Here is a 21,395-nt window from a genome sequence, read left to right as displayed (position 1 = left end):
GCCGATGATAGTGCGGATTCCCGTGTGAAAGTAGGTAATCGTCAGGCTCCTCATGCTCCAAACAAAAACCCCACCCCGCAAAGGTGGGGTTTTTGCGTTTCGTCTTCACTATAAGTGAAAGCCTCGGTTATATCGGGTCGTAATAAACGCTTGACAACACCGCGTTGTTACCCCATAATCGATAGTTCTCTGCGGAGGGGTGCCCGAGTGGCTAAAGGGGGCAGACTGTAAATCTGTTGGCTTACGCCTACGTTGGTTCGAATCCAACCTCCTCCACCAGAATATAAGCGGTCAGGGAATCCAACCCTCGCGGGTGTAGCTCAATGGTAGAGCAGAAGCCTTCCAAGCTTACGACGAGGGTTCGATTCCCTTCACCCGCTCCAGTGTCGGTTTTGTAGTGCCCATGTGGCTCAGTGGTAGAGCACTCCCTTGGTAAGGGAGAGGTCGGCAGTTCGATCCTGCCCATGGGCACCAGCTGTATCAGTCCAGTAAGTTGCGCGCGGCGCAAGGTGCGAAAATCCTGTTAGGAGTCGAAAATGGCCAAAGGTAAATTCGAGCGGACCAAGCCGCACGTGAACGTGGGCACGATCGGTCACGTTGACCACGGCAAGACCACGCTGACGGCAGCGATCACGACGGTGCTGACCAAGAAGTTCGGCGGCGAAGCCAAGGCGTACGACCAGATCGACGCGGCGCCGGAAGAAAAGGCACGTGGTATCACGATCAACACCGCGCACGTCGAGTACAAAACGGCAAACCGCCACTACGCACACGTCGACTGCCCGGGCCACGCTGACTATGTGAAGAACATGATCACGGGCGCCGCGCAGATGGACGGCGCGATCCTGGTGTGCTCGGCCGCTGACGGCCCGATGCCGCAAACGCGTGAGCACATCCTGCTGGCCCGTCAGGTTGGCGTGCCGTACATCATCGTGTTCCTGAACAAGTGCGACATGGTGGACGACGCCGAGCTGCTCGAGCTCGTCGAAATGGAAGTGCGCGAGCTTCTCTCGAAGTACGACTTCCCGGGCGACGACACCCCGATCATCAAGGGTTCGGCAAAGCTGGCGCTGGAAGGCGACACGGGCGAGCTGGGCGAAGTGGCGATCATGAACCTGGCCGATGCGCTGGACACGTACATCCCGACGCCGGAGCGCGCTGTGGACGGTTCGTTCCTGATGCCGGTGGAAGACGTGTTCTCGATCTCGGGCCGCGGCACGGTGGTGACGGGCCGCGTCGAGCGCGGCGTGGTGAAGGTCGGCGAGGAAATCGAAATTGTCGGTATCAAGCCGACGGTGAAGACGACCTGCACGGGCGTGGAAATGTTCCGCAAGCTGCTCGACCAAGGTCAGGCAGGCGACAACGTCGGTATCCTGCTGCGCGGCACGAAGCGTGAAGACGTGGAGCGCGGCCAGGTTCTGGCCAAGCCGGGTTCGATCACGCCGCACACGCACTTCACGGCTGAAGTGTACGTGCTGAGCAAGGACGAAGGCGGCCGTCACACGCCGTTCTTCAACAACTACCGTCCGCAGTTCTACTTCCGTACAACGGACGTGACGGGCTCGATCGAGCTGCCGAAGGACAAGGAAATGGTGATGCCGGGCGACAACGTGTCGATCACGGTCAAGCTGATCGCCCCGATCGCCATGGAAGAAGGTCTGCGCTTCGCAATCCGCGAAGGCGGCCGTACCGTCGGCGCCGGTGTCGTGGCGAAGATTATCGAGTAAGAGCCAGAGATCTTCTCGGTAGCAAGTGTTTCGGGGTCGGCGCAGTCCGTCGGCCCCAAATGGTTTAGGGGTATAGCTCAACTGGCAGAGCGTCGGTCTCCAAAACCGAAGGTTGGGGGTTCGATTCCCTCTGCCCCTGCCAAAATTCATGCGCCAAGTGGCGCTGTTTAAGGTGTTATGGCGAATCCTTCCGTCGAAACTGTAAATACTTCCGGCGACAAGTTCATGTTGGTGGCGGGCGTATTGTTGGTCTTGGCCGGGTTCGTTGGATTCTTCTGGCTTTCCGGCCAAGAATGGTACGTCCGCGGCGCAGCGCTTGCTGTTGGTGTCATCGCGGGTGTCGCAGTTGGCCTTCTCTCTGCGCCCGGCAAGGGATTCATCGCCTTCGCCAAAGACTCGTACAAAGAAGTTCGTAAGGTTGTCTGGCCAACGCGCAAAGAGGCCACGCAAACGACCTTGGTGGTCTTCGCGTTTGTTCTGATCATGGCCATTTTCCTTTGGCTTAGCGATAAGTCGATCGAATGGGTGATTTTCTCGGCGATTCTGGGTTGGAAATGATATGAGCGATACTCCGACATCCCCGAGCGGAAAGCGTTGGTATGTGGTGCACGCCTACTCCGGCATGGAGAAGAGCGTGCAACGTGCGCTTCAAGAGCGCATCGAACGTGCAGGCATGCAAGATCAGTTCGGTCAGATCCTCGTCCCGACCGAAGAAGTGGTTGAAGTGAAGGGCGGTCACAAGTCGGTCACCGAGCGTCGTTTCTTCCCGGGCTATGTCCTGGTCGAGATGGAAATGACGGATGAAACGTGGCACTTGGTCAAGAACACGGCCAAGGTTACGGGATTCGTCGGTGGTGCGCGCAATCGCCCGAGCCCGATCTCGCCGCGCGAAGTCGAAAAGATCATGTCGCAGATGCAGGAAGGTGTCGAGAAGCCGCGGCCGAAGACGCTTTTCGAAGTTGGCGAGATGGTTCGCGTGAAGGAAGGCCCTTTCACCGACTTCAACGGCAATGTCGAAGAAGTGAACTACGAAAAGTCCCGAGTACGCGTCTCCGTGACGATCTTCGGGCGCTCGACGCCGGTCGAACTCGAGTTCGGTCAGGTCGAAAAGCTTTAATCGAATACATCGCGCGTGGCTCCCGGGCCATCGCGCGATTCGCGCTTACGGTCCGCGTAATGGCCGTTGAGGAGCGTCAGTAGCCGGCAACGTCGAAGGCGCGCTATCACTCACCGAACGCTCACGCGTTCAGCAGAGGTTTTCAACATGGCAAAAAAAATCATCGGCTTTATCAAGCTGCAGATTCCTGCAGGTAAAGCCAACCCGTCGCCGCCGGTCGGTCCGGCACTGGGCCAGCGCGGCCTGAACATCATGGAGTTCTGCAAGGCGTTCAACGCGCAGACTCAAGGCATGGAGCCGGGTCTGCCGGTGCCGGTCGTCATCACGGCGTTCGCGGACAAGAGCTTCACGTTCATCATGAAGACGCCGCCGGCTACCGTTCTGATCAAGAAGGCAGCCGCAGTGCAGAAGGGTTCGAGCAAGCCGCACACCGACAAGGTCGGCAACATCACCCGCGCTCAAGCGGAAGAAATCGCGAAGACCAAGATGCCGGATCTTACGGCAGCTGATCTGGACGCTGCCGTGCGCACGATCGCTGGCAGCGCGCGTTCGATGGGCATCACTGTGGAGGGCGTGTAAATGGCTAAGCTTTCTAAGCGCCTTCAGGCATTCGCAAGCAAGGTCGATCGTCAGAAGATGTATCCGATCGACGACGCACTGGCTCTCGTGAAAGAATGCGCGAGCGCAAAGTTCGACGAGTCGATCGACGTTGCCGTGCAACTCGGCATCGATGCGAAGAAGTCGGACCAGGTCGTTCGTGGCTCCGTCGTGCTGCCGGCCGGTACCGGTAAGTCGGTGCGCGTGGCAGTGTTCGCGCAAGGCGACAAGGCCGAGCAAGCTCGTGCAGCTGGTGCGGACGTGGTCGGTATGGAAGACCTGGCTGAGCAAGTCAAGGCCGGCAACCTGAATTTCGACGTTGTGATCGCTTCGCCCGACACGATGCGTGTCGTCGGTACGCTCGGTCAGATCCTCGGCCCCCGTGGCCTGATGCCGAACCCGAAGGTTGGTACGGTCACGCCCGACGTCGCTCAAGCGGTCAAGAATGCGAAGGCGGGTCAGGTTCAGTTCCGCGTCGACAAGGCCGGTATCATCCACGGCACGATCGGTCGCGCATCGTTCGAGCCGGCATCGCTGCGTCAAAACCTGGCTGCGCTGATCGAAGCGCTGCAAAAGGCAAAGCCGGCGACGAGCAAGGGCGTGTACCTGCGCAAGATCGCTGTGTCGAGCACGATGGGTGTCGGCGTTCGCGTGGATCAGTCCACGCTCGCGCAACAGTAAGAATTCGAGCGCGATCGTGTGATCGCGCTTCATATGGGCTTTGGGCGGTTGCGAGATTGCAGCTTTGAGTCGCGCAACCGGTTGTCAAAGACCGTTGGTGGGGATGCAGCAGGCAGGCATCGCCTTAATTCAAGCCAACGCAGATGGCGAACCCGGAACAGTTTTGCAGTGGTGGAAATCGGTTCTCGAGCGTCGTGAGATGTCTCACCAACCGATCGAAATACTCCTAACAGTCGGACGCCGTTGTCGAACGTGGTGCATGAGGGTAGTTCGCCCGAGTGCATCGAATCTGGAGGTTTAACCGTGCCACTGAACAAAGAAGATAAGCAGGCAGTCGTCGCTGAAGTCGCCGCGCAAGTCGCGAAGGCTCAGACGATGGTGCTCGCTGAGTATCGTGGGATCACGGTTGGCGATCTGACCAAGCTGCGCGCGAAAGCGCGTGAGCAACAAGTGTATCTGCGCGTGTTGAAGAACACGCTGGCGCGTCGCGCCGTCGAAGGTACGCCGTTCGCTCCGCTGGCCGAGCAGATGACCGGTCCTTTGATCTACGGCATCTCGGAAGATGCCATTGCCGCTGCCAAGGTCGTCAACGACTTCGGCAAGAGCAATGACAAGTTGATCATCAAGGCTGGTTCCTACGAAGGCAACGTGATGGACAAGGCAGGCGTGCAAGCGCTGGCCAACATCCCGAGCCGCGAAGAACTGCTCTCCAAGCTGCTGTTCGTCATGCAAGCACCTGTTTCCGGCTTTGCGCGTGCTCTGGCCGCGCTGGCTGAAAAGAAACAAGGCGAAGCTGCATAACGTTCGCGCTTGGGCGCTAGCCGCTTAAGTTGGGCAAAGCTAGATCGCTAGCTCGATCCGAATTCAAATTAGGAGTATTTCAAATGGCAATCGCAAAAGAAGACATCCTCGAAGCCGTTGGCTCGATGTCCGTTCTGGAACTGAACGAGCTGGTCAAGGCGTTCGAAGAGAAGTTTGGCGTGTCGGCTGCTGCTGTTGCAGTCGCTGGCCCGGCGGGTGCTGGTGGCGCCGCTGCTGCTGCTGAAGAGCAGACCGAGTTCACCGTGAACCTGCTCGAAGCAGGCGCGAACAAGGTTTCCGTGATTAAGGCTGTTCGTGAACTGACGGGTCTTGGCCTGAAGGAAGCGAAGGACCTGGTCGACGGCGCGCCGAAGCCCATCAAGGAAGCCGTGCCCAAGGCTGCTGCTGAAGAAGCCAAGAAGAAGCTGGAAGACGCTGGCGCGAAGGCTGAAATCAAGTAAGTTTCATTGCGCTACGCGAAGGCTGGCGGTTTTTCACCGCCGGCCTTTTTGTGCTTTGTGGGGACGCAGTTTTCATGCTTGCCAGCAAGCATAAATGTCCCCATAGAAGCCAAAGAAAACGCTCGGATCCGCAAATTATTCCGATTGTTTTCTTTGTCTTCTGAAGCGACTGCAGAAGGCAAGTTTGGTCGGGTAGCGGGAAACACAGGCATCCGCTGCCGTCAGCCAGCGGTTGGTAGCGGCCAACCACCAAGCTTCTAGATTCGCGCGTCCTCCCCGGACATTCGCGCGGGTCTCAGTCGGTGAACACCGGGCTGTGACATCGAGGTATCCCGCCTCGGTAACGCCCGCCGTGATTCGGAGATCGTATGCAATATTCCTTCACCGAGAAGAAGCGTATTCGCAAGAGTTTCGCGAAGCGCCCCATCGTTCACCAAGTTCCCTTTTTGCTGGCGACCCAGCTTGAATCATTCCAGACGTTTCTGCAAGCAGACACGTCGTCGTCGCAGCGCAAGTCGGAAGGCTTGCAGGCTGCGTTCAGCTCCGTTTTCCCGATCGTCTCGCACAACGGCTTCGCGCGGCTCGAGTTCGTCAGCTACATGCTGTCGTCGCCCGCTTTCAACATCAAGGAATGCCAGCAGCGCGGCCTCACGTACTGCTCGGCACTGCGCGCGAAAGTGCGCCTGGTTCTGCTCGACAAGGAATCGCCGAGCAAGCCGGTCGTCAAGGAAGTGAAAGAACAGGAAGTGTACATGGGCGAAATTCCGCTCATGACGCCGACGGGTTCGTTCGTCATCAACGGTACCGAGCGCGTGATCGTGTCGCAGCTCCACCGTTCGCCTGGCGTGTTCTTCGAGCACGACAAGGGCAAGACGCATAGCTCCGGCAAGCTGCTGTTCTCGGCTCGTATCATTCCTTACCGCGGCTCGTGGCTCGATTTCGAATTCGATCCGAAAGACGTGCTGTACTTCCGCGTCGACCGTCGCCGCAAGATGCCGGTCACGATTCTGCTGAAGGCCATCGGCATGACGCCGGAGCAGATCCTCGCGAACTTCTTCGTGTTCGACAACTTCGGTCTGATGAGCGAAGGCGCGCAGATGGAATTCGTTCCGGAGCGTCTGCGCGGTGAAGTCGCGCGCTTCGACATCCAGGATCGCGACGGCAACGTCATCGTCACGAAGGACAAGCGCATCAACGCGAAGCACATTCGCGACCTCGAAAACGCCAAGACGAAGTTTATCTCGGTGCCCGAGGAGTACTTGCTCGGCCGCGTGCTGGCGAAGAACGTGATCGATCCGGAAACGGGCGAAGTGATCGCGAACGCCAACGAAGAAATCACGGAAACGGTTCTCGAAAAGCTGCGCGAAGCGAAGGTCAAAGATATCCAGACGCTCTATACGAACGATCTGGATCAGGGCCCGTACATCTCGTCGACGCTGCGTATCGACGAAACCGCCGACAAGATGGCCGCGCGCATCGCGATCTACCGCATGATGCGTCCGGGCGAGCCGCCGACCGAAGAAGCGGTCGAGGCGCTGTTCAACCGTCTGTTTTACAGCGAAGATGCGTACGACCTGTCGAAGGTCGGCCGCATGAAGTTCAATCGCCGCGTCGGCCGTGACGAAATCATCGGACCGATGACGCTGCAGGACGACGACATCCTCGCAACGATCAAGATCCTCGTCGAGCTGCGTAACGGCAAGGGCGAAGTGGACGACATCGACCACCTCGGAAATCGTCGCGTGCGTTGCGTCGGCGAACTCGCGGAGAACCAGTTCCGCGCGGGTCTCGTGCGTGTCGAACGTGCCGTGAAGGAACGCCTCGGCCAGGCCGAAAGCGAAAACCTGATGCCGCACGACCTGATCAACTCGAAGCCGATTTCGTCGGCGATTCGCGAGTTCTTCGGTTCGTCGCAGCTCTCGCAGTTCATGGACCAGACCAACCCGCTGTCGGAAATCACGCACAAGCGTCGCGTGTCCGCACTGGGACCGGGCGGTCTGACGCGCGAGCGCGCGGGCTTCGAAGTTCGCGACGTGCATCCGACGCACTATGGCCGCGTGTGCCCGATCGAAACGCCGGAAGGTCCGAACATCGGCCTGATCAACTCGCTCGCTCTGTACGCGCATCTGAACGAATACGGCTTCCTCGAAACGCCGTACCGCAAGGTCGTGGACAGCAAGGTGACGGATCAGATCGACTATCTGTCGGCGATCGAAGAAGGCCGCTACGTGATCGCGCAGGCGAATGCCGCCGTCAGCGAAGACGGCACCCTGACCGACGAACTCGTCTCCTCGCGTGAAGCGGGCGAAACGCTGATGGTCACGCCGGACCGCATCCAGTACATGGACGTGGCGCCGTCGCAGATCGTGTCGGTGGCTGCATCGCTGATCCCGTTCCTCGAGCACGACGACGCGAACCGCGCGTTGATGGGTTCGAACATGCAGCGTCAGGCCGTGCCTTGCCTGCGTCCGGAAAAGCCGGTCGTCGGTACGGGCATCGAGCGCACGGTGGCGGTCGACTCGGGTACGACGGTTCAGGCGCTGCGCGGTGGCGTGGTGGATTACGTCGACGCGGGCCGTATCGTGATTCGCGTGAACGACGATGAAGCCGTCGCCGGCGATGTCGGCGTGGACATCTACAACCTCATCAAGTACACGCGTTCGAACCAGAACACGAACATCAACCAGCGTCCGATCGCGAAGGTCGGCGACAAGGTTGCGCGCGGCGACGTGCTGGCTGACGGCGCGTCGACCGATCTGGGCGAGCTCGCGCTTGGCCAGAACATGCTGGTCGCGTTCATGCCGTGGAACGGCTACAACTTCGAAGACTCGATTTTGATCTCGGAGAAGGTCGTCGCTGACGATCGCTATACGTCGATCCACATCGAAGAACTGAACGTCGTTGCTCGCGACACGAAGCTCGGACCGGAAGAAATCACGCGCGACATTTCGAATCTCGCGGAAGTGCAGCTTGGCCGTCTCGACGAGTCGGGCATCGTGTACATCGGCGCGGAAGTCGAAGCGGGCGACGTGCTCGTCGGCAAGGTCACGCCGAAGGGCGAAACCCAGCTGACGCCGGAAGAAAAGCTGCTGCGCGCGATTTTCGGCGAGAAGGCATCGGACGTGAAGGACACGTCGCTGCGCGTGCCGTCGGGCATGAGCGGCACGGTGATCGACGTGCAAGTGTTCACGCGCGAAGGCATCACGCGTGACAAGCGCGCGCAACAGATCATCGACGACGAACTGAAGCGCTATCGCCTCGATTTGAACGACCAGCTGCGCATCGTGGAAGGCGACGCGTTCCAGCGTCTCGCGCGCATGCTGAACGGCAAGGTTGCGAACGGCGGTCCGAAGAAGCTCGCGAAGGGCACGAAGATCGACCTCGCGTACCTCGAAGATCTCGACCACTATCACTGGTTCGACATCCGCCTCGCCGACGAAGAAGCAGCGGCTCAGCTGGAAGCGATCAAGGATTCGATCGAGCAGAAGCGTCACCAGTTCGATCTCGCGTTCGAAGAGAAGCGCAAGAAGCTCACGCAAGGCGACGAACTGCCGCCGGGCGTGCTGAAGATGGTCAAGGTGTACCTCGCGGTCAAGCGTCGTCTGCAGCCCGGCGACAAGATGGCGGGTCGTCACGGTAACAAGGGTGTTGTGTCGAAGATCGTGCCGATCGAAGACATGCCGTACATGGCCGATGGCCGTCCGGCCGACGTCGTGCTGAATCCGCTCGGCGTGCCGTCGCGGATGAACGTGGGTCAGATTCTCGAAGTGCACCTGGGCTGGGCCGCGAAGGGTCTCGGCTGGCGTATCGGCGAAATGCTGGCGCGTCAGACGAAGATCGAGGAACTGCGCCAGTTCCTGACGAAGATCTACAACGAATCGGGCCGCAAGGAAGAGCTGGAAAGCTTCTCCGATGACGAAATCTTCGAACTCGCGAAGAACCTGCGCGAAGGCGTGCCGTTCGCAACGCCGGTGTTCGATGGCGCAACCGAAGAGGAAATGGGGCGTGCGCTCGATCTGGCGTATCCGGACGACATCGCCACGAACCTCGGCATGAACTCGTCGAAGAATCAGGTTCAACTGCACGATGGTCGCACCGGCGAGCCGTTTGAGCGCAAGGTCACGGTCGGCTACATGCACTATCTGAAGCTGCACCACCTGGTCGACGACAAGATGCACGCGCGTTCGACCGGTCCGTACTCGCTCGTCACGCAGCAGCCGCTGGGTGGTAAGGCGCAGTTCGGTGGTCAGCGCTTCGGTGAAATGGAAGTGTGGGCACTCGAAGCGTACGGCGCGTCGTATGTGCTGCAGGAAATGCTGACGGTCAAGTCGGACGACGTGACGGGCCGGACGAAGGTTTATGAGAACCTCGTCAAGGGCGACCACGTGATCGACGCGGGCATGCCGGAATCCTTCAATGTGTTGGTGAAGGAAATCCGCTCGCTCGGTATCGATATCGATCTGGACCGCAACTAATCGGACTACGGAGAGAAAGCAATGAAAGCTCTGCTCGATCTATTCAAGCAAGTCCAACAAGAAGAAGTTTTTGATGCGATCAAGATCGGCCTCGCGTCGCCCGACAAGATTCGTTCTTGGTCGTTTGGCGAAGTGAAGAAGCCGGAGACCATCAACTACCGCACGTTCAAGCCGGAGCGGGATGGTCTGTTCTGCGCGAAGATCTTTGGTCCGATCAAGGACTATGAATGCCTTTGCGGCAAGTACAAGCGCCTGAAGCATCGCGGCGTGATCTGCGAAAAGTGCGGCGTCGAAGTGACGCTGGCGAAGGTGCGTCGCGAGCGGATGGGTCACATCGAGCTCGCGTCGCCGGTCGCGCACATCTGGTTCCTGAAGTCGCTGCCGTCGCGTCTGGGCATGGTGCTCGACATGACGCTGCGCGACATCGAGCGCGTGCTGTACTTCGAAGCATACGTGGTGATCGATCCGGGCATGACGCCGCTGAAAGCGCGGCAGATCATGACGGAAGAGGATTACTACAACAAGGTCGAAGAGTACGGTGACGAATTCCGTGCCGAAATGGGCGCGGAAGGCGTGCGCGAGCTGCTGCGCGCGATCAACATCGACGAACAGGTCGAGACGCTGCGCACGGAACTGAAGAACACCGGTTCCGAAGCGAAGATCAAGAAGTATGCGAAGCGCCTGAAAGTGCTCGAGGCTTTCCAGCGTTCGGGCATCAAGCCGGACTGGATGGTGCTCGACGTGCTGCCGGTGCTGCCGCCGGAACTGCGTCCGCTCGTGCCGCTCGACGGCGGCCGTTTCGCGACGTCGGACCTGAACGACCTGTATCGCCGCGTCATCAACCGTAACAACCGGTTGAAGCGTCTGCTCGAACTGAAGGCGCCTGAAATCATCGTCCGCAACGAAAAGCGGATGCTGCAGGAAGCCGTCGATTCGCTGCTCGACAACGGCCGTCGCGGCAAGGCGATGACCGGCGCGAACAAGCGTCCGCTGAAGTCGCTCGCCGACATGATCAAGGGTAAGGGCGGCCGCTTCCGTCAGAACCTGCTCGGTAAGCGCGTCGACTACTCGGGCCGTTCGGTGATCGTGGTCGGCCCGACGCTCAAGCTGCATCAGTGCGGTCTGCCGAAGCTGATGGCGCTCGAACTGTTCAAGCCTTTCATCTTCAACAAGCTGGAAGTGATGGGCGTGGCTACGACCATCAAGGCCGCGAAGAAGGAAGTCGAGAACCAGACGCCGGTGGTGTGGGACATTCTCGAGGAAGTCATTCGCGAACATCCGGTCATGCTGAACCGTGCGCCTACGCTTCACCGTCTCGGCATTCAAGCGTTCGAGCCGGTGCTGATCGAAGGGAAGGCGATTCAGCTGCACCCGCTCGTCTGCGCGGCGTTCAACGCCGACTTCGACGGTGACCAGATGGCCGTTCACGTGCCGCTGTCGCTCGAAGCGCAGATGGAAGCGCGCACGCTGATGCTGGCGTCGAACAACGTCTTGTTCCCGGCCAACGGCGATCCGTCGATCGTGCCGTCGCAGGATATCGTGCTGGGCCTTTACTACGCGTCGCGTGAAGCGATCAACGGCAAGGGCGAAGGCATGACGTTCACGGGCGTGTCGGAAGTGATCCGCGCGTACGAAAACAAGGAAGTCGAACTGGCTTCGCGCGTCAACGTGCGTATCACCGAAATGGTGGCGAACGAAGACACGAGCGAAGGCGCGCCGAAGTTCGTGCCGAAGATCTCGCTGTACGCGACGACCGTCGGCCGTTCGATCCTGTCGGAGATTCTGCCGCCGGGTCTGCCTTTCACGGTGCTGAACAAGCCGCTGAAGAAGAAAGAAATCTCGCGCCTGATCAACACGGCGTTCCGCAAGTGCGGTCTGCGCGAGACGGTGATCTTCGCCGACCAGTTGATGCAGATGGGTTTCCGTCTCGCGACGCGCGCCGGCATCTCGATCTGCGTGGACGACATGCTCGTGCCGCCGCAGAAAGAGACGATCGTCGGCGACGCCGCGAAGAAGGTGAAGGAGTACGACCGCCAGTACATGTCGGGTCTCGTCACCGCGCAAGAGCGCTACAACAACGTGGTCGATATCTGGTCGGCGACGTCGGAAGCGGTCGGCAAGGCGATGATGGAGCAGCTCGCGACGGAACCCGTCACGGATCGTGACGGCAACGAGACGAAGCAGGAGTCGTTCAACTCCATCTACATGATGGCCGACTCGGGCGCGCGCGGTTCCGCGGTGCAGATTCGTCAGCTCGCCGGTATGCGCGGCCTGATGGCGAAGCCGGACGGCTCGATTATCGAGACGCCGATTACCGCGAACTTCCGCGAAGGTCTGAACGTGTTGCAGTACTTCATCTCGACCCACGGTGCACGTAAGGGTCTGGCTGATACGGCACTGAAGACCGCGAACTCGGGTTACCTGACGCGTCGTCTCGTCGACGTGACGCAGGATCTCGTGGTCGTCGAAGACGATTGCGGCACGTCGAACGGCGTGGCGATGAAGGCGTTGGTCGAAGGCGGTGAAGTTGTCGAAGCGCTGCGTGACCGTATCCTCGGTCGCGTCGCGGTGGCGGACGTCGTCAATCCGGAAACGCAGGAAACGCTGTACGCGTCGGGCGATCTGCTCGATGAAGACGCGGTCGAAGAGATCGAACGCCTCGGCATCGACGAAGTGCGCGTGCGCACGCCGCTTACGTGCGAAACGCGTTATGGCCTCTGCGCCGCGTGCTACGGCCGCGACCTGGGCCGCGGTTCGCGCGTGAACGTCGGTGAGGCAGTCGGTGTGATCGCTGCTCAGTCGATCGGTGAGCCGGGCACGCAGCTGACGATGCGTACGTTCCACATCGGTGGTGCGGCATCGCGCGCGGCGGTGGCTTCGACGGTGGAAGCGAAGAGCAACGGTACGCTGCGCTTCACGGCCACGATGCGTTACGTCACCAACGCGAAGGGCGAGCAGGTCGTCATTTCGCGTTCGGGCGAGGCGATCATCGCGGACGACTTCGGTCGCGAGCGTGAGCGTCACAAGATCCCGTACGGCGCGACGCTGCTGCAACTCGACGGCGCTGCGATCAAGGCCGGCGCGCAACTGGCGCAATGGGATCCGCTGACGCGTCCGATCATCACCGAGTGGGGCGGTACGGTGAAGTTCGAGAACGTCGAGGAAGGCGTGACGGTTGCGAAGCAGATCGACGACGTGACCGGTCTTTCGACCCTGGTCGTGATCGACGTGAAGCGTCGCGGCTCGCAGGCTTCGAAGAGCGTGCGTCCGCAGGTGAAACTGCTCGACGCCAACGGCGAGGAAGTGAAGATCCCGAACACCGAGCATTCGGTGCAGATCGGCTTCCAGGTCGGCGCACTGATCACCGTGAAGGATGGTCAGCAAGTGCAGGTCGGTGAAGTGCTGGCGCGTATCCCGGTTGAAGCGCAGAAGACGCGCGACATTACCGGCGGTCTGCCGCGCGTGGCCGAACTGTTCGAAGCGCGCTCGCCGAAGGACGCCGGCATTCTGGCGGAAGTCACGGGCACGACGTCGTTCGGTAAGGACACGAAGGGCAAGCAGCGTCTCGTCATCACGGACCTCGAAGGCAATCAGCACGAGTTCCTGATCGCGAAGGAAAAGCAGGTTCTGGTGCACGATGGTCAGGTCGTCAACAAGGGCGAAATGATCGTCGACGGTCCTGCCGATCCGCACGACATCCTGCGCCTGCAGGGTATCGAGGCGTTGTCGCGCTACATCGTGGACGAAGTGCAGGACGTGTACCGTCTGCAGGGCGTGAAGATCAACGACAAGCACATCGAAGTGATTGTGCGTCAGATGCTGCGCCGCGTGCAGATCGTCGACAACGGCGATACGCGTTTCATCCCTGGCGAACAAGTCGAGCGTTCGGACATGCTCGACGAGAACGACAAGATGATCGCGGAAGACAAGCGTCCGGCGACGTACGACAACGTGCTGCTCGGTATCACGAAGGCATCGCTGTCGACCGACTCGTTCATCTCGGCAGCATCGTTCCAGGAAACGACGCGCGTGCTGACCGAAGCGGCGATCATGGGCAAGCGCGACGATCTGCGTGGCCTGAAGGAAAACGTGATCGTCGGCCGTCTGATTCCGGCCGGTACGGGTCTCGCGTTCCACAAGGCGCGCAAGGCGAAGGAATCGTCGGATCGCGAGCGTTTCGACCAGATCGCGGCCGAAGAAGCCTTCGACTTTGGTACGCCGGAAACCCCGGCAGCGGAGCAGCAACAGCCGCACACCAACGAGTAAGCGTCTTACGCTCGTAGCACCCGCAAACCGCTCAGCTTCGGCTGGGCGGTTTTTTTTCGTCTGCACGTGCCGCTGCCGCCATCGTCCGAATGGCTAACGTCGTTTTGACAGGCGGATGCGTTGGTAGAATTCGTTATCTCTCTCGTCGCAGTGCGCGCTCTTGTCCATGTCCCGGTCGCTCGAAATACTCAACGAAATCTTCGGCTATCCCGCGTTTCGCGGACAACAGGCGGAGATCGTCGAGCACGTCGCGAACGGTGGCGATTCGCTCGTGCTGATGCCGACAGGCGGCGGCAAGTCGCTGTGTTATCAGATTCCGTCACTCGTGCGGCGCGAGTCGGGGTTCGGCGCGGGAATCGTCGTGTCGCCACTCATCGCGTTGATGCAGGATCAGGTGGCCGCGTTGACCGAAGTTGGCGTGCGCGCGGCGTATCTCAATTCGACGCTCTCCGGCGCCGAAGCCGCCGCGACCGAGCGTGCGCTGCGCAATGGCGAGATCGACCTGCTGTACGTCGCGCCGGAACGCCTGATGACGCCGCGCTTTCTCGACTTGCTCGACAGCGCGCCGGTCGGTCTCTTCGCGATCGACGAAGCGCATTGCGTCTCGCAATGGGGCCACGATTTTCGCCCGGAGTACATCCAGCTTTCCGTGCTGCACGAGCGGTTCCCGGACGTGCCGCGTATCGCGCTCACCGCGACCGCCGACGCGATCACGCGCGATGAGATCGTCCATCGTCTGGCACTCGACGACGCGCGCATTTTCGTTTCCAGCTTTGACCGGCCGAACATCCGCTATCGGATCGTCGAAAAGGACAATGCGCGCTCCCAATTGCTCGACTTCATTCGCGCCGAGCACACGAACAAGGACGGCACGACCGACGCGGGCGTCGTCTACTGTCTGTCGCGCCGCAAAGTCGAGGAAACGGCGGACTGGCTGAAAGGGCAGGGCGTCCGCGCGCTGCCTTATCACGCGGGCATGGAGTTCGAGACGCGGCAGAAGCATCAGGAGATGTTCCAGCGCGAGGAAGGCATCGTCATGTGCGCGACGATCGCATTCGGCATGGGCATCGACAAGCCGGACGTGCGCTTCGTAGCGCACCTGGATTTGCCGAAGAGCGTCGAGGGCTACTATCAGGAAACCGGGCGCGCGGGCCGTGACGGCTTGCCCGCGAACGCGTGGATGGCCTACGGATTGGGCGACGTCGTGCAGCAACGCAAGATGATCGACGAATCCGACGCCGACGACGCCCACAAGCGCGTGCAGACCGGCAAGCTCGATGCGCTGCTCGGGCTCTGCGAAGCCGCGTCATGCCGCCGCGTGCGTCTGCTCGCGTACTTCGGCGAGACGAGCACGCCGTGCGGCAACTGCGATACGTGCATCGAACCGCCCGCCTCGTTCGACGCCATGCGCGAGGCGCAGATGGCGCTGTCGTGTGTGTATCGGGCGCAGAGGGCGAGCGGATTTCACTTCGGGGCCGGGCATCTGATCGACATTTTGCGTGGCACGCGCAGCGAAAAGGTTTTGCAACGCGGACACGAGAAGATCTCGACGTTCGGCGTCGGCGCCGCGCTTTCCGAGGCGGAATGGCGGGCAGTGTTCCGTCAACTGGTCGCGTTCGGCTATCTGGCTGTCGATCACGACGGCTTCGGCGCACTGGTTCTGACCGACGCCAGCAAGCCCGTGCTCAAGGGCGAAGAGCACGTCACGTTGCGCAAGTACGTGAAGCCGACGCGCGCGCGACAGTCCTCCAGCCGCACGGGCGAGCGCGCCGATCCTACCGCCGGCATGTCGCCGCGCGAGAAAGCACGCTGGGAACGCTTGCGCGCCTGGCGCGCGGAAACCGCGAAGAGCGACGGCGTGCCCGCGTATGTCATCTTTCACGACGCCACGCTCGCGGAGATCGCGCGGAGCGACCCTGACACAGTCGACGATCTGCGTCATATTCCCGGCATCGGCGTGCGCAAACTCGAGCGCTTCGGCGACGAACTGCTCGACGTCGTCGGTTCGGATTGAAGATCGTCGCTGGAAATTGCGTCGAAATCGATGCAACGTATTGACCCGATTGCGATTTTCGGAATATCATGCTTGGTTCTCGTTTTTGGTTCTTCTTCGGATCTGGCCTAGCGTCGGACGCGAATCGTGGAATTCAGTGGCGAGACTGTTGAACACGCAATTCATTGCGCTTTGCCCGTAAATGTTGCGTGGATTTCGTTCATTTTTAGGATTAGACAATGCCAACCATCAATCAACTGGTTCGCAAAGGCCGCACGTCGGAAACGACGAAGAGCAAGTCGCCGGCCCTGCAGGACTGCCCGCAGCGTCGCGGCGTGTGCACCCGCGTGTACACGACGACGCCGAAGAAGCCGAACTCGGCACTCCGTAAGGTCGCCAAGGTTCGCCTGACCAACGGCTTCGAAGTCATTTCGTACATCGGCGGTGAAGGCCACAACCTGCAAGAGCACTCGGTCGTGCTGATTCGCGGCGGCCGTGTGAAGGACTTGCCGGGTGTGCGTTACCACATGGTTCGCGGCTCGCTGGATACCCAGGGCGTCAAGGACCGTAAGCAAGCTCGTTCGAAGTACGGTGCGAAGCGCGCTAAGGCTGGCAAGTAAAACGCCGGTCTGCTGCAAGAAATCAGGTCGCCGCAAGGCGGTTTTAGGCGGTGGTGCCGGAATAGCCGGTGCTGTCGAGTAAGTGGTCACCCGGCCAAGCTGGTTAGTCGAATAGATGGATCGGGTTAGTTGGTGACCGCGGAGCGGGAAAGTCGCTCCAACTGAAAAGGTAAAGGAAGAATCATGCCGCGTCGTCGCGAAGTCCCCAAGCGGGAAGTGTTGCCGGATCCGAAGTTCGGTAACGTAGATGTAGCCAAGTTCATGAACGTGCTGATGCTCTCCGGCAAGAAGTCGGTTGCCGAGCGTATCGTGTACGGCGCTTTTGAGCAGATCCAGACCAAGGGTGGCAAGGACCCGCTGGAAGTGTTCACGGTTGCGCTCAACAACGTGAAGCCGGTGGTCGAAGTGAAGAGCCGTCGCGTTGGTGGTGCCAACTATCAAGTTCCGGTCGAAGTGCGTCCCTCGCGTCGTATGGCATTGGCGATGCGTTGGTTGCGTGAAGCCGCGAAGAAGCGCAGCGAAAAGTCGATGGCCCTGCGTCTCGCAGGTGAACTGCAGGAAGCGGCGGAAGGCCGTGGTGGCGCGATGAAGAAGCGCGACGAAGTTCACCGCATGGCAGAAGCCAACAAGGCATTCTCGCACTTCCGTTTCTAAGCTCCCGCTCACCGGGCAAACGGAAAATCAGGGCGGGTGCGCTAGTTTTGGCGCCTCGCCCGTTTGTGTTAAGACGCCGCCGGCAATCCGCCGGCGCGTCGACCGAAAAAGGATCCAAAGTGGCTCGCAAGACACCTATCGAGCGCTACCGCAATATCGGTATTAGCGCTCACATCGACGCCGGCAAGACGACGACGACCGAGCGCATCCTGTTCTACACGGGCGTGAACCACAAGATCGGTGAAGTTCACGACGGCGCAGCAACGATGGACTGGATGGAGCAGGAGCAGGAGCGCGGCATCACCATCACGTCGGCTGCTACGACGGCCTTCTGGAAGGGCATGGGCGGCAACTATCCCGAGCACCGCATCAACATCATCGACACCCCGGGACACGTCGACTTCACGATCGAAGTGGAGCGCTCGATGCGCGTTCTCGACGGCGCGTGCATGGTCTACTGCGCGGTGGGCGGTGTGCAGCCGCAGTCGGAAACCGTGTGGCGTCAGGCGAACAAGTACAAGGTTCCCCGTCTCGCGTTCGTCAACAAGATGGACCGTACCGGCGCAAACTTCTTCAAGGTCTACGACCAGCTGAAGACCCGCCTGAAGGCGAACCCGGTTCCGGTCGTGGTGCCGATCGGCGCGGAAGAAAACTTCAAGGGCGTCGTCGACCTGCTGAAGATGAAGGCGATCATTTGGGACGAAGCGTCCCAAGGCACGAAGTTCGACTACGTCGATATCCCCGCTGAACTCGTCGACACGTGCAACGAGTGGCGCGAGAAGATGATCGAATCGGCTGCGGAAGCCAGCGAAGAGCTGATGGAAAAGTACCTCGGCGGCGAAGAGCTGAGCGAAGCGGAAATCGTCAAGGCGATCCGCGACCGGACCATCGCGTGCGAAATCCAGCCGATGCTATGCGGCACTGCGTTCAAGAACAAGGGCGTGCAGCGCATGCTCGACGCCGTGATCGACTTCCTGCCGTCGCCGGTCGACATTCCCCCGGTTACGGGCGAACTCGAGAGCGGTGAGAAGGCCGAGCGTCGCGCAGCCGACGACGAGAAGTTCTCGTCGCTGGCGTTCAAGATCATGACGGACCCGTTCGTCGGTCAGCTGATCTTCTTCCGCGTGTACTCGGGCGTCGTGAATTCGGGTGACACCGTGCTGAACGCGACCAAGGACAAGAAGGAACGTCTGGGCCGTATTCTGCAGATGCACGCGAACCAGCGCGAGGAAATCAAGGAAGTGCGCGCGGGCGACATCGCCGCAGCCGTCGGCCTGAAGGAAGCAACCACGGGCGACACGCTGTGCGATCCGCAGCACCCGATCGTTCTCGAACGCATGATTTTCCCGGAGCCGGTGATTTCGCAGGCAGTCGAGCCGAAGACGAAGGCTGACCAGGAAAAGATGGGCCTGGCGCTGAACCGTCTCGCGCAGGAAGATCCGTCGTTCCGCGTCCAGACGGACGAAGAATCGGGCCAGACGATCATTTCGGGCATGGGCGAACTCCACCTCGAAATTCTGGTCGACCGCATGAAGCGCGAATTCAACGTGGAAGCGACCGTCGGCAAGCCGCAGGTTGCATACCGCGAAACGATCCGCACGACGGCGGCAGATGTCGACGGCAAGTTCGTCAAGCAGTCGGGTGGTCGCGGCCAGTACGGTCACGCGGTCATCACGCTCGAACCGAACGAGCAGGGCAAGGGCTACGAGTTCCTGGACGAGATCAAGGGCGGCGTAATTCCGCGCGAATACATCCCGGCCGTGGACAAGGGTATCCAGGAAACGCTGAAGTCAGGCGTGCTGGCTGGCTTCCCGGTCGTGGACGTGAAGGTTCACCTGACGTTCGGTTCGTACCACGACGTCGACTCGAACGAAAACGCGTTCCGTATGGCCGGCTCGATGGCCTTCAAGGAAGCAATGCGCAAGGCAAGCCCGGTCATCCTCGAACCGATGATGGCCGTGGAAGTCGAAACGCCTGAAGACTACATGGGCAACGTGATGGGCGACCTGTCAGGCCGTCGCGGTATCGTCCAGGGCATGGAAGACATGGTTGGCGGCGGCAAGATCGTCCGCGCCGAAGTGCCGCTGTCGGAAATGTTCGGCTATTCGACGTCGCTGCGCTCGCTGACGCAAGGCCGCGCTACGTACACGATGGAATTCAAGCACTATGCTGAAGCTCCGCGTAACGTCGCCGACGCGATCATCAACGCCAAGGGCAAGTAAGCCCGCAAGTAATTCGGCGCAAGCCACAAGCTTTAACCGATAACCAAACTTTGAACGAAGGTAATCATGGCAAAAGGTAAATTCGAGCGGACCAAGCCGCACGTGAACGTGGGCACGATCGGTCACGTTGACCACGGCAAGACCACGCTGACGGCAGCGATCACGACGGTGCTGACCAAGAAGTTCGGCGGCGAAGCCAAGGCGTACGACCAGATCGACGCGGCGCCGGAAGAAAAGGCACGTGGTATCACGATCAACACCGCGCACGTCGAGTACGAAACGGCTAACCGCCACTACGCACACGTCGACTGCCCGGGCCACGCTGACTATGTGAAGAACATGATCACGGGCGCCGCGCAGATGGACGGCGCGATCCTGGTGTGCTCGGCCGCTGACGGCCCGATGCCGCAAACGCGTGAGCACATCCTGCTGGCCCGTCAGGTTGGCGTGCCGTACATCATCGTGTTCCTGAACAAGTGCGACATGGTGGACGACGCCGAGCTGCTCGAGCTCGTCGAAATGGAAGTGCGCGAGCTTCTCTCGAAGTACGACTTCCCGGGCGACGACACCCCGATCATCAAGGGTTCGGCAAAGCTGGCGCTGGAAGGCGACACGGGCGAGCTGGGCGAAGTGGCGATCATGAACCTGGCCGATGCGCTGGACACGTACATCCCGACGCCGGAGCGCGCTGTGGACGGTTCGTTCCTGATGCCGGTGGAAGACGTGTTCTCGATCTCGGGCCGCGGCACGGTGGTGACGGGCCGCGTCGAGCGCGGCGTGGTGAAGGTCGGCGAGGAAATCGAAATTGTCGGTATCAAGCCGACGGTGAAGACGACCTGCACGGGCGTGGAAATGTTCCGCAAGCTGCTCGACCAAGGTCAGGCAGGCGACAACGTCGGTATCCTGCTGCGCGGCACGAAGCGTGAAGACGTGGAGCGCGGCCAGGTTCTGGCCAAGCCGGGTTCGATCACGCCGCACACGCACTTCACGGCTGAAGTGTACGTGCTGAGCAAGGACGAAGGCGGCCGTCACACGCCGTTCTTCAACAACTACCGTCCGCAGTTCTACTTCCGTACAACGGACGTGACGGGCTCGATCGAGCTGCCGAAGGACAAGGAAATGGTGATGCCGGGCGACAACGTGTCGATCACGGTCAAGCTGATCGCCCCGATCGCCATGGAAGAAGGTCTGCGCTTCGCAATCCGCGAAGGCGGCCGTACCGTCGGCGCCGGTGTCGTGGCGAAGATTATCGAGTAAGATATCGGGCTTGCTCGATTGAACTCGAAGTAAAGCAGTAGCAGTACCTACCGGGACCGGGCGTTCGCTCTCCGCGAGCGCCCGGTCCCATGCTCTTTTGCCAATGTGCGGTGCAATACCGCCTCGCTCTTTTCAAGGAATCGTCATGCAGAACCAGAAAATCCGCATTCGTCTGAAGGCTTTCGACTATCGTCTGATCGATCAATCGGCAGCTGAAATCGTCGATACGGCGAAGCGGACTGGCGCGATCGTCCGTGGCCCGGTGCCGCTGCCGACGCGTATTCAGCGTTTTGACATCCTGCGTTCGCCGCACGTCAACAAGACGTCGCGCGACCAGCTCGAAATCCGTACCCACCAGCGCCTGATGGACATCGTCGATCCGACGGACAAGACCGTCGACGCGCTGATGAAGCTCGACCTGCCGGCTGGCGTCGACGTCGAAATCAAGCTGCAGTAAGTCTTCAGAGCTCCGCTGGCCTGCCAGACGGAGCTAAGTCTTTGATTGCTTGCGGGATTCGAAAAGC

At 60.4% G+C, this 21,395-nt stretch carries 15 protein-coding genes and 4 tRNA genes; all 19 read left to right on the top strand.

Going from position 1 to position 21,395, the window contains the following annotated elements; genetic code table 11:
- Positions 1–193 precede the first annotated feature (193 nt).
- The 19 genes from AWB77_RS31690 to rpsJ all read left to right on the top strand — a co-directional run bounded on the left by AWB77_RS31690 (position 194) and on the right by rpsJ (position 21,328).
- Positions 194–279: transfer RNA gene (locus tag AWB77_RS31690), tRNA-Tyr, on the top strand.
- Positions 280–309: 30 nt separating this feature from the next.
- A tRNA-Gly gene (locus tag AWB77_RS31685) sits at positions 310–383 on the top strand.
- A 16-nt stretch (positions 384–399) separates the two neighbouring features.
- Positions 400–474 (top strand) — tRNA-Thr (locus AWB77_RS31680).
- 62 nt (positions 475–536) lie between these two features.
- A complete protein-coding gene (tuf, locus tag AWB77_RS31675; RefSeq protein ID WP_061138401.1) occupies positions 537–1,727 on the top strand; it encodes an elongation factor Tu in 1,191 nt (396 codons plus the stop codon).
- Positions 1,728–1,793: 66 nt separating this feature from the next.
- Positions 1,794–1,869: transfer RNA gene (locus tag AWB77_RS31670), tRNA-Trp, on the top strand.
- Between the two features lie 35 nt (positions 1,870–1,904).
- Positions 1,905–2,285, top strand: coding sequence for a preprotein translocase subunit SecE (gene secE / locus AWB77_RS31665; RefSeq protein ID WP_061138400.1), 381 nt, complete (start codon positions 1,905–1,907; stop codon positions 2,283–2,285).
- Between the two features lies 1 nt (position 2,286).
- Positions 2,287–2,844: a transcription termination/antitermination protein NusG gene (nusG, locus tag AWB77_RS31660; RefSeq protein WP_014192489.1), complete on the top strand. Its 558-nt coding sequence runs from the start codon at positions 2,287–2,289 to the stop codon at positions 2,842–2,844.
- A gap of 147 nt (positions 2,845–2,991) precedes the next feature.
- Positions 2,992–3,423, top strand: a complete 432-nt coding sequence (gene rplK, locus AWB77_RS31655) for a 50S ribosomal protein L11 (RefSeq protein WP_008343796.1) — start codon at positions 2,992–2,994, stop codon at positions 3,421–3,423.
- Positions 3,424–4,122 (top strand): 50S ribosomal protein L1, encoded by a 699-nt coding sequence (gene rplA / locus AWB77_RS31650; RefSeq protein WP_061138399.1) that lies wholly within the window; start codon positions 3,424–3,426, stop codon positions 4,120–4,122.
- 303 nt (positions 4,123–4,425) lie between these two features.
- Positions 4,426–4,923, top strand: coding sequence for a 50S ribosomal protein L10 (gene rplJ, locus AWB77_RS31645; RefSeq protein WP_034473109.1), 498 nt, complete (start codon positions 4,426–4,428; stop codon positions 4,921–4,923).
- Between the two features lie 83 nt (positions 4,924–5,006).
- Positions 5,007–5,384 carry a 50S ribosomal protein L7/L12 gene (gene rplL, locus AWB77_RS31640; protein WP_008343803.1) on the top strand — a complete coding sequence of 126 codons (378 nt, stop codon included), beginning with the start codon at positions 5,007–5,009 and terminating at the stop codon, positions 5,382–5,384.
- A gap of 368 nt (positions 5,385–5,752) precedes the next feature.
- On the top strand, positions 5,753–9,859 hold the full coding sequence (gene rpoB / locus AWB77_RS31635; protein WP_061138398.1) for a DNA-directed RNA polymerase subunit beta: 4,107 nt from the start codon (positions 5,753–5,755) through the stop codon (positions 9,857–9,859).
- 21 nt (positions 9,860–9,880) lie between these two features.
- A complete protein-coding gene (rpoC, locus tag AWB77_RS31630; RefSeq protein WP_061138397.1) occupies positions 9,881–14,125 on the top strand; it encodes a DNA-directed RNA polymerase subunit beta' in 4,245 nt (1,414 codons plus the stop codon).
- Between the two features lie 166 nt (positions 14,126–14,291).
- Complete coding sequence (recQ, locus tag AWB77_RS31625) at positions 14,292–16,139, top strand: DNA helicase RecQ (protein WP_061138396.1); 1,848 nt, start codon at positions 14,292–14,294, stop codon at positions 16,137–16,139.
- Positions 16,140–16,357: 218 nt separating this feature from the next.
- Positions 16,358–16,738, top strand: a complete 381-nt coding sequence (gene rpsL / locus AWB77_RS31620) for a 30S ribosomal protein S12 (protein WP_006053290.1) — start codon at positions 16,358–16,360, stop codon at positions 16,736–16,738.
- A gap of 183 nt (positions 16,739–16,921) precedes the next feature.
- A complete protein-coding gene (gene rpsG / locus AWB77_RS31615) occupies positions 16,922–17,392 on the top strand; it encodes a 30S ribosomal protein S7 (protein ID WP_008343817.1) in 471 nt (156 codons plus the stop codon).
- A gap of 119 nt (positions 17,393–17,511) precedes the next feature.
- Positions 17,512–19,614 (top strand): elongation factor G, encoded by a 2,103-nt coding sequence (fusA, locus tag AWB77_RS31610; RefSeq protein ID WP_061138395.1) that lies wholly within the window; start codon positions 17,512–17,514, stop codon positions 19,612–19,614.
- Between the two features lie 66 nt (positions 19,615–19,680).
- Entirely contained in the window at positions 19,681–20,871 is a 1,191-nt protein-coding gene (gene tuf / locus AWB77_RS31605) for an elongation factor Tu (RefSeq protein ID WP_061138394.1), read from the top strand.
- Between the two features lie 145 nt (positions 20,872–21,016).
- On the top strand, positions 21,017–21,328 hold the full coding sequence (rpsJ, locus tag AWB77_RS31600; protein ID WP_006998489.1) for a 30S ribosomal protein S10: 312 nt from the start codon (positions 21,017–21,019) through the stop codon (positions 21,326–21,328).
- Positions 21,329–21,395 lie beyond the last annotated feature (67 nt).

The organism is Caballeronia fortuita (genome assembly GCF_001544835.2).
GTDB classification, from domain to species: Bacteria; Pseudomonadota; Gammaproteobacteria; order Burkholderiales; family Burkholderiaceae; genus Caballeronia; species Caballeronia fortuita.
The sequence above is the reverse complement of the archived record's forward strand: the minus strand, read 5'-3'. Positions and strand labels throughout refer to the sequence as shown.

Coding starts and splice junctions, on each gene's coding strand:
- nusG (WP_014192489.1), top strand. CDS start 2,287: ATGAGCGATACTCCGACATCCCCGAGCGGAAAGCGTTGGTATGTGGTG.
- rpsL (WP_006053290.1), top strand. CDS start 16,358: ATGCCAACCATCAATCAACTGGTTCGCAAAGGCCGCACGTCGGAAACG.
- rplK (WP_008343796.1), top strand. CDS start 2,992: ATGGCAAAAAAAATCATCGGCTTTATCAAGCTGCAGATTCCTGCAGGT.
- rpoB (WP_061138398.1), top strand. CDS start 5,753: ATGCAATATTCCTTCACCGAGAAGAAGCGTATTCGCAAGAGTTTCGCG.
- rpsG (WP_008343817.1), top strand. CDS start 16,922: ATGCCGCGTCGTCGCGAAGTCCCCAAGCGGGAAGTGTTGCCGGATCCG.
- tuf (WP_061138394.1), top strand. CDS start 19,681: ATGGCAAAAGGTAAATTCGAGCGGACCAAGCCGCACGTGAACGTGGGC.
- secE (WP_061138400.1), top strand. CDS start 1,905: ATGGCGAATCCTTCCGTCGAAACTGTAAATACTTCCGGCGACAAGTTC.
- rplA (WP_061138399.1), top strand. CDS start 3,424: ATGGCTAAGCTTTCTAAGCGCCTTCAGGCATTCGCAAGCAAGGTCGAT.
- tuf (WP_061138401.1), top strand. CDS start 537: ATGGCCAAAGGTAAATTCGAGCGGACCAAGCCGCACGTGAACGTGGGC.
- rpsJ (WP_006998489.1), top strand. CDS start 21,017: ATGCAGAACCAGAAAATCCGCATTCGTCTGAAGGCTTTCGACTATCGT.
- recQ (WP_061138396.1), top strand. CDS start 14,292: ATGTCCCGGTCGCTCGAAATACTCAACGAAATCTTCGGCTATCCCGCG.
- rplL (WP_008343803.1), top strand. CDS start 5,007: ATGGCAATCGCAAAAGAAGACATCCTCGAAGCCGTTGGCTCGATGTCC.
- rpoC (WP_061138397.1), top strand. CDS start 9,881: ATGAAAGCTCTGCTCGATCTATTCAAGCAAGTCCAACAAGAAGAAGTT.